This window comes from Rhizobium aureum, assembly GCF_030182495.1.
Taxonomy (GTDB): Bacteria; Pseudomonadota; Alphaproteobacteria; order Rhizobiales; family Rhizobiaceae; genus Rhizobium; species Rhizobium tropici_C.
The window spans coordinates 109,239-118,356 of the sequence record NZ_JAQJCI010000019.1 but is presented as its reverse complement, the minus strand read 5'-3'; the positions used below and the strand labels follow the sequence as shown (position 1 = coordinate 118,356).

The 9,118-nt window shown below is 57.7% G+C and carries 5 protein-coding genes and 1 pseudogene; 3 read left to right on the top strand and 3 right to left on the bottom strand.

Features of this window, described 5'->3' with window-relative positions:
* A pseudogene (locus PH552_RS28620) lies at positions 1–388 on the bottom strand (IS5 family transposase); the annotation flags it as partial.
* A gap of 214 nt (positions 389–602) precedes the next feature.
* Here PH552_RS28620 and metH point away from each other — a divergent pair.
* On the top strand, positions 603–4,379 hold the full coding sequence (metH, locus tag PH552_RS28615; protein WP_285166458.1) for a methionine synthase: 3,777 nt from the start codon (positions 603–605) through the stop codon (positions 4,377–4,379).
* A gap of 129 nt (positions 4,380–4,508) precedes the next feature.
* Here the strand turns inward: metH and PH552_RS28610 are convergent, their stop codons facing one another.
* Complete coding sequence (locus tag PH552_RS28610) at positions 4,509–5,273, bottom strand: GntR family transcriptional regulator (protein ID WP_112342603.1); 765 nt, start codon at positions 5,271–5,273, stop codon at positions 4,509–4,511.
* Complete coding sequence (locus PH552_RS28605) at positions 5,270–6,154, bottom strand: glucosamine kinase nucleotide-binding domain-containing protein (protein ID WP_113249418.1); 885 nt, start codon at positions 6,152–6,154, stop codon at positions 5,270–5,272. The genes PH552_RS28610 and PH552_RS28605 overlap by 4 nt, the downstream gene beginning before the upstream one ends.
* Before the next feature lie 540 nt (positions 6,155–6,694).
* On the opposite strand from PH552_RS28605, the gene PH552_RS28600 reads away from it, so the two are divergent.
* Both PH552_RS28600 and PH552_RS28595 read left to right on the top strand, forming a co-directional pair.
* Complete coding sequence (locus PH552_RS28600) at positions 6,695–7,954, top strand: ABC transporter substrate-binding protein (protein WP_112342601.1); 1,260 nt, start codon at positions 6,695–6,697, stop codon at positions 7,952–7,954.
* Positions 7,955–8,154: 200 nt separating this feature from the next.
* Positions 8,155–9,108 carry a carbohydrate ABC transporter permease gene (locus PH552_RS28595; protein ID WP_112342600.1) on the top strand — a complete coding sequence of 318 codons (954 nt, stop codon included), beginning with the start codon at positions 8,155–8,157 and terminating at the stop codon, positions 9,106–9,108.
* Positions 9,109–9,118: the final 10 nt, after the last annotated feature.

Here is a 9,118-nt window from a genome sequence, read left to right as displayed (position 1 = left end):
ACAAGAGCATGAATTTTGGTTGTCAGCCCGCCGCGCGAGCGACCCATGCAACCGGATCGCTCGTCTTTTTTTGACCGTTGGCAGCATGTTGGTGAACGCGGATTGACGAGCTGTCGATCATCTGGATATCGCCATCGTAAGCTTCTGATATTGCGTCGAGAATACGCCCCCAATGCCCCGCATGACGCCACCGGTTAAAGCGGTTTACGCAGGTCGTATAGGGGCCATAGCGCGCTGGAATATCCGCCCACGGCGCACCAGTTCTCAGCCGCCAGAAAATCCCATTCAAGACGCGCCGATCATCAACGCGGGCCTTACCCCGAACCTTGGTCGGCAGAAGAGGTTCGATCACAGACCATTCGAAATCCGTCAAATCAAAGCGCGCCATCACTGCCTCCAAGCCTCAGAGACAATGAATCACAAACTCTTCAAATCCAAAACTATTTTATGGGTATGTGGCCTAGTCTGTCTTTTCCTGAAAGAACACAACTATAGAAGAGGCGTGCTTGCGCTCCACCGAACATGAGCGTAGATATGTTGACATAAAGATATCTTTATGTGATCTGGTTGCGAAGTCGCAATTAGGCCAGAGGAATTCGCTTATGTTTGACACTCTTTTTGGTTCGGAAACGGCGAAGCGCGACGGCAGCGAAGTGTTCGAGGCCTTGAGAAAGGCTACAAGCGAACGAATCCTTGTGCTTGACGGCGCCATGGGCACGCAGATCCAGGGGCTCGGGTTCGACGAGGATCAATTTCGCGGCCATCGATTCATCGGCTGCGCGTGCCACCAGAAGGGCAATAATGACCTCCTCATTCTGACTCAGCCCGATGCGATTGAAGAGATTCATTATCGCTATGCCAAGGCGGGTGCGGATATCCTCGAGACCAACACCTTCTCTTCCACCCGCATTGCGCAGGCGGACTACCAGATGGAAGGTGCGGTCTACGATCTCAACAAGGAGGGCGCCGAGATCGTCCGCCGCGCGGCGATCCGCGCCGAGCGCGAGGATGGCAAGCGCCGTTTCGTTGCCGGTGCCATCGGTCCGACGAATCGTACGGCTTCGATCTCGCCCGACGTCAACAATCCCGGCTATCGTGCCGTCAGCTTCGATGATCTGCGCCTAGCCTACGGCGAGCAGATCGACGGTTTGATCGACGGCGGCGCCGATATCATTCTGATCGAGACGATTTTCGATACGCTGAACGCCAAGGCCGCGATCTTTGCTTGCGAGGAGCGCTTCGAAGCCAAGGGCGTTCGTCTGCCCATCATGATATCGGGCACGATTACCGATCTTTCCGGCCGCACGCTGTCAGGTCAGACGCCTTCGGCGTTCTGGAATTCCGTGCGCCACGCCAGTCCCTTTACTATCGGCCTCAATTGTGCGCTCGGCGCCAATGCCATGCGGCCGCATCTGCAGGAGCTTTCGGCCGCTGCGGATACCTTCATCTGCGCCTATCCGAATGCCGGTTTGCCGAATGAATTCGGTCAGTATGATGAAACGCCCGAGATGATGGCGGCTCAGGTCGAGGAGTTTGCGCGCGAAGGACTCGTCAATATCGTTGGCGGCTGCTGCGGATCGACCCCGGAGCATATTGCTGCGATCGCTCAGGCGGTTTCGAAATATCCGCCAAGGCAGCCTGCCGAGCATCGTCCCTTCATGTCGCTCTCGGGATTGGAACCGTTCGAGCTCACCAAAGACATCCCGTTCGTCAATGTCGGCGAGCGCACGAACGTCACCGGCTCGGCGAAATTCCGCAAGCTCATCACCAATGCCGATTACACGGCTGCGCTTGCCGTCGCGCGCGATCAAGTCGAGAACGGTGCGCAGGTGATTGACATCAATATGGATGAGGGCCTGATCGATTCCGAAAAGGCGATGGTAGAGTTTCTCAACCTCATCGCCGCCGAACCGGATATTGCCCGTGTTCCTGTCATGATCGACAGTTCGAAGTTCTCGATCATCGAGGCCGGCCTGAAATGCGTTCAAGGCAAACCGATCGTCAATTCCATCTCCCTGAAGGAAGGCGAGGAGAACTTCCTCAAGCAGGCTCGTTTGATGCGGATGTACGGTGCGGCCGTCGTCGTCATGGCGTTTGACGAACAGGGGCAGGCAGACAGCTATGAGCGCAAGGTCGAGATCTGCTCGCGTGCCTACAAACTGCTGACGGAAGTGGCTGGCCTGCCGCCGGAAGATATCATCTTCGATCCGAACATCTTTGCCGTGGCGACCGGTATTGAAGAACACAATAATTACGGCGTCGACTTCATCGAAGCGACGAGGACGATCCGGAAGACCATGCCGCTGGTTCATATTTCCGGCGGCGTGTCGAACCTGTCGTTCTCGTTTCGCGGCAATGAACCTGTCCGCGAGGCCATGCATGCCGTGTTCCTCTACCATGCCATTCAGGCGGGTATGGACATGGGCATCGTCAATGCCGGTCAGCTTGCGGTTTACGATAATATCGACCCTGAACTGCGGGAAGCCTGCGAAGACGTCGTGCTCAACCGCCGGCCTGACAGCACTGAGCGCCTGCTTGAAATTGCCGAGCGTTTCCGCGGAGCTGGCGGCAAGGAGGCCAAGGCGCAGGATCTTTCCTGGCGAGAATGGCCGGTCGAGAAGCGGCTCGAGCATGCGCTGGTCAATGGCATTACCGACTATATCGAGGCCGATACCGAGGAAGCGCGTCAGGCCGCAGAGCGGCCGCTGCATGTCATCGAAGGTCCCTTGATGGCGGGCATGAATGTCGTTGGCGACCTTTTCGGTTCGGGCAAGATGTTCCTGCCGCAGGTGGTGAAATCCGCCCGCGTCATGAAGCAGGCCGTTGCCGTGCTGCTGCCTTATATGGAGGCCGAAAAGCTCGCCAATGGCGGCGGCGGTGAACGGCAGTCGGCCGGCAAGGTGCTGATGGCGACCGTCAAGGGCGATGTGCACGACATCGGCAAGAATATCGTTGGCGTCGTTCTTGCTTGCAACAATTACGAAATCATCGATCTCGGCGTCATGGTGCCGGCGACGAGGATCCTTGAGACGGCGATCGCCGAGAAGGTCGATATTGTCGGTCTGTCGGGGCTGATCACGCCGTCTCTGGACGAAATGGTGCATGTCGCTTCCGAGATGGAGCGGCAGGGCTTCGATATACCATTGCTGATCGGTGGCGCCACTACGAGCCGCGTCCATACCGCGGTGAAGATCCATCCCGGCTATCACCGGGGGCAAACTGTCTACGTTACGGATGCGAGCCGCGCCGTTGGCGTCGTATCCGCGCTGCTATCGCCGGATGCGCGGCAGGGCTATATCGATACCGTTCGGGCTGAATATTCCAAGGTCGCGGCTGCCCATGCGCGCAGCGAGGCGGAGAAGGTGCGCCTGCCGATCGCAAGGGCGCGCGAGAATGCCGAGAAAGTGGATTGGTCGAGCTACAAGCCGGTCAAGCCGCAGTTCTTCGGAACCAAAGTATTCGACAGCTACGATCTTGCCGAGCTGGCGAAATATATCGACTGGACGCCGTTTTTCCAGACCTGGGAACTCAAGGGGCGTTTCCCAGCCATTCTCGAGGATGAGAAGCAGGGAGAGGCGGCACGGCAGCTCTATGGCGACGCACAGGCGATGCTGGAGAAGATCATCGCGGAGAACTGGTTCCGTCCGCGCGCGGTCATCGGCTTCTGGCCGGCGGTTGCGGTCGGTGACGATATCAGGCTGTTTACGGATGAAAGCCGCAGCGAGGAACTTGCGACTTTCTACACGCTGCGTCAGCAACTGTCGAAGCGGGACGGTCGGCCGAATGTGGCTCTATCGGATTTCGTGGCACCGGTTTCAACCGGTGTGAGCGATTATGTTGGCGGCTTCGTCGTTACTGCCGGCATCGAGGAAGTGGCCATCGCCGAGCGTTTCGAACGGGCGAATGACGATTATTCGTCGATCCTCGTGAAGGCACTAGCCGATCGCTTTGCCGAGGCCTTCGCTGAGCGGATGCACGAGCGCGTGCGGCGGGAGTTCTGGGGTTATGCTGCTGACGAAAACTTATCGAGCGAGGAACTCATTCTTGAAGCCTATGCCGGCATTCGCCCGGCGCCTGGCTATCCGGCGCAGCCTGATCATACCGAGAAGGATACGCTTTTCCGCTTGCTCGATGCCGAAGCGGCAACGGGCGTGACCCTTACGGAAAGCTATGCAATGTGGCCGGGCTCATCCGTCTCTGGTATCTACATTGGTCATCCGTCATCCTATTATTTCGGTGTGGCCAAGGTCGAACGCGATCAGGTGGAAGATTATGCCGCCCGCAAGGGCATGCCTGTCGCCGAGGTTGAACGCTGGCTAGGCCCGGTTCTCAACTATGTGCCTGAAAAGCGTGACGCGGCCGTGGACGACGCAGCCTGAATTTTGGTCATTTCAATAGCTTGAACTGTTTTGCTTGGAATTTGATTCTGCATGAAAACGCCGCCCCGGCTACTCAAGCCGGGGCGGCGTTTTTTTGATTCCAAACGTTTTTCTGCTCGCAGTTTTTCGCTAGCTCGCGCCTATCGTCAACTCAGCAACGAAATCATAGGCATCACCGCGATAGAGTGATCGCGTGAACTCCACAGCTCGGCCGGAACCCAGATAGGAGATACGCTCGATCGAGAGGCCTGCGGCTCCCACGGGGACGCCGAGCAGCCCGGCATCGGCCTCTTTCATGTTGGTTGCGGATATGCGCTGAACGGCGCGAACCGGGCGCACCTGCCGCTTTTCCAGTTCTGCATAGAGCGATGTCGTCACGACAGACGGATCCGGCAGGAACTCACCGGAGACGCTGGCGTGCTCGATCGCGAGCGGCTGATCGTCGGCAATGCGCAGGCGGCTCAACCGCGATACCTTGGTGTCGGCCGCAAGGCCGAGGATCATCATTTCGTCCGGGGAGGGCGTATGCACGCCCTTGTGCAGCCATTCGGAACGAGCGGTCATCCCCCGTCGGGCCATGTCCTCCGTGAAAGACGTCAACTGGGATAGCCGTTGCTCCACCTTGGAAACGGGTTTAGCGACGAAGGTGCCGGAACCATGGCGGCGAACAAGGATGCCTTCGGCGACGAGATCGTCGATTGCCTTGCGTACGGTGACGCGGCTGACCGCGGCGAATTCGGCGATATCACGTTCCGGTGGAAGCGCGTCGCCATGTTTCAGTCTTCCGATCTTCACGGCTTCTTCAAGCGTGCGCCGCAGCTTGACATACAGCGGACCCGTGCCGCCTCCCGAAAGGCGCTCCGGCGAGAAGATCGCGCTCAAATCCTCGGTCATGCCCTGGTTCCCTCTCCACCCTGCAGCAATTTTGCTGCCAGTTCCACGGCGCCGCGCAAGACATCTCCCTTGGGTTCGGCGAGAATCGCCTTGTGCCGTTCATCAAGCCAGGGACGATAGGCTTGGGCAAGGCCGCCGAGAAGGCAGATCGAAGGGCATCCCGGCCAAAGCAATGCATCAAGGCTCTCGGTTATGGATCTCGCCGCCGTTCTAACGATGTCGACGGCAACGACATCCTCCAGGCCGACATATTCGAACACGATCGGAGCGTAGCGGGCGAAATCCTTGGGCTTCGATACGTGGGCAAATTCGACGACCCGTTCCGGGTCGTTGCCATATTCGGCCATGATCGAAGCCGTCAGCGCCGAGCCCTTCAATACTCCATCATGCGCGAGAAGAACTCGTTCGAGCAGGTCGCGGCCAAGGCGCGCGCCGCTGGCCTGATCGCCGACGACAAAGCCCCAGCCGCCGATGCCCCAACTCTTGCCATCACGGCGGGCATTGTAGACGGAGCCGGTGCCGAAGGCGCCGATAATCCCGTCGGCGTCGCCGAGCGCACCTTGGAGCGCAATTGTCGCATCGGTGACCACGCGTGTGCTTGCAAAGGGCAGGGCACCTTCGACCCGTTTGCCATAATTTCCGACATTGGCTCCGGCGGTTCCGATGACCGCAGGTAGTTTCCGTAGCAGTTCCGGGTCCAGCTTTGCATCGATCAGCGCCTGTTTTGCCGAGGCGACGATATGGATCAACGAGTTTTCCAGGTCGGAGAGGATATTGGCGGCACCGGCCTTACCGGTGCCGAGCACTTGCCCGGTGCCGTTTATGACCGCCGCCCGGCAACTTGTTCCGCCACCGTCAATACCAATTGCAAACTGCCCCATCATGCCTCCGGATGCCGCATGTTCCCCGCTTTTCAATACAATACCAAAAAAATACCATTTACCAATAGGCGGCGCGCTCATTTTTGTTTGCTGACATCCATTTGAAATACATATGGAAATTTATTTTCTCCGATATTTTTATATCTGAAAGTTAAAATCGGCTGGACAATTGGTATTTTTTTGGCCTTAATTCGCCACAAGGGAACAATACGAATGGACATCGATACAGCCGGCAAAAAACAACAGCCGGTAGGTGAGTGTCAAAGACGCGCATCTCGTCGTTGTCCCACCGTTCGGATCAGGAGGATCTCGCTTCGGCATTGGTCGTGAATTCCCGCATGGTTCTTGCAGCGCCTCCATCCAGGTTGCGGCAGGCGGCAATTGATCCGGCTGATCGGGCAGAGTGCCTCTGAAGCCTTTTGCATGGGGGGTCGGCAATATTGGCGGTCCCTGCGGAGCGCTGACCGTTTCCTCGGACAGGCCAGCGGATTTCAGATCGAAAACAGCGCCTTGCCATGGCGCGGAAAACAGGAGAGGGAAATGAAAACCAATGTTCTGAAAGGCTTGCTTCTTGCATCCAGTCTGCTGACCTCGGTCAGTCTGGCGCATGCGGCCGATGTAACGCTGACGGTTGAAAGCTGGCGTAACGACGACCTGCAGATCTGGCAGGAAAAGATCATCCCGGCTTTCGAAGCGAAGAATCCGGGTATCAAGATCGTCTTCTCGCCGACGGCTCCGACCGAATACAATGCATCGCTGAACGCCAAGCTCGACGCCGGCTCCGCAGGCGACATCATCACCTGCCGTCCGTTCGATGCCTCGCTCGACCTTTTCAACAAGAAGCACCTTGTTGATCTGACCAAGCTGAAGGGCTTGGAAAACTTCTCGGCTGTCGCCAAGGCCGCATGGTCGACCGATGATGGCAAGTCGACCTTCTGCGTGCCGATGGCGTCCGTTATTCACGGCTTCATCTACAACAAGGATGCGTTCGACAAGCTCGGCCTGAAGGTCCCGGCGACACGCGATGAGTTTTTTGCTGCTCTCGATAAGATCAAGGCCGATGGCACCTACATTCCGATGGCCATGGGCACGAAGGATCTCTGGGAAGCCGCAACCATGGGCTACCAGAATATCGGCCCGAACTACTGGAAGGGTGAGGAAGGCCGCAAGGCTCTCATCGCTGGCAAGGAAAAGCTGACGGACGCTCCGTGGGTCGACCCTTACAAGGAGCTGGCCAAGTGGAAGCCCTATCTCGGCGACGGCTTCGAAGCACAAAGCTATTCCGATAGCCAGAACCTCTTCACACTTGGCAAGGCCGCGATCTATCCGGCTGGTTCCTGGGAAATTGCTCTCTTCAACACCCAGGCTCAGTTCAAGATGGGTGCATTCCCGCCGCCGGTCGCCAAGGCCGGTGACACTGCCTACATCTCCGATCATCCGGATATCGGCGTCGGCCTGAACGCTAAGAGCAAGCATCAGGAAGAAGCCAAGAAGTTCCTGAGCTGGGTCGCTTCCGACGAGTTCGCCAACATCTATGCCAACTCGCTGCCGGGCTTCTTCAGCCTGAACTCGCACCCGGTAAAGATGAGCGATGCGCTTGCGCAGGAATTCGTCTCCTGGCGTGATAATCACAAGTCGACCGTTCGCTCGACCTATCAGATCCTGTCGCGCGGTACGCCGAATCTGGAAAATGAAACCTGGACTGAATCCGCAAACGTGATCAACGGCACGGATACGCCGGACGATGCTGCCAAGAAGCTCCAGAAGGGCCTCGACAGCTGGTACAAGCCCGGTAAGTAACGGCCGAGTTCTACGGGCGAGGGGTCTTTCAGGCTCCTCGCCCTTTTCATTATTTACATAAATTGGATTGGCGATCGTTCGCCCTTGCATTCGACACGCCTGATGTTGTTTCCATTCGGTTGCAGGGCCGGGGCAGCGGGCGGATTTGAACCATTGAGCTGCCGCCTCACCAAGCAGCCAAGAAAAACAGGCAGAAAGCCATGAGCGACGCTGCGACATCAGATGCCCTTGAGGTCACGCCGATCAGGCGCTCCAAGCGCTGGCACATCCTCGTTTTCCTTTTCCCGGCCTTTGTCGTCTATACGGCGGTCATGATCCTGCCGCTGATCGAGACCTTGCGGCTGTCGCTTTACAATGTCGTCGACAATCAGTCCGTCTTCGTCGGTTTGAACAATTTCAAGGTCCTGTTTGGCGACGAACGCTGGGCGCATGACTTCTGGAACGCGTTGCGCAACAACCTGATCTTCTTCGCCATCCATATGTGCGTGCAGAATCCGATCGGTGTCGCGCTGGCTGCACTCCTGTCCCTGCCGAAGCTGCGCTTCGTCGCCTTCTACCGCACGGCCATCTTCCTGCCGACCCTGCTCTCCTTCGTTGTTGTCGGCTTCATCTGGAAGCTGATCCTCTCGCCGCTTTGGGGTGTCGCGCCCGAACTGCTGAGCGTGATCGGGCTCAAATCATTCTTTGCTCCATGGCTCGGTAAGCCAAGTACGGCACTGATCGCTGTCGCGCTGATCTCGGTCTGGCAGTATGTCGGCATCCCGATGATGCTGATCTATGCTGCCCTGCTCAACATTCCGGAAGAGGTGATCGAAGCTGCGGAATGCGACGGCATTACCGGCTGGAGCCAGTTCTGGAAGATCAAGCTGCCGCTGGTTCTGCCGGCAATCGGCATCATCTCGATCCTGACCTTCGTCGGCAATTTCAATGCGTTCGACCTTGTTTATACCGTGCAGGGCGCTTTGGCGGGGCCGGATGGCTCGACGGATATTCTTGGCACGCTGCTTTACCGCGTCTTCTTCGGCTTTCAGCTGCAGCTGGGTGACCGCTCGATGGGGGCGACAATTGCGACGGTGATGTTCCTCATCATCCTGGCGGGTGTGTCCTTCTATCTTTTCATCGTCCAGCGGCGCATCCGCCGCTACCAGTTCTGAGGAGCGCGCT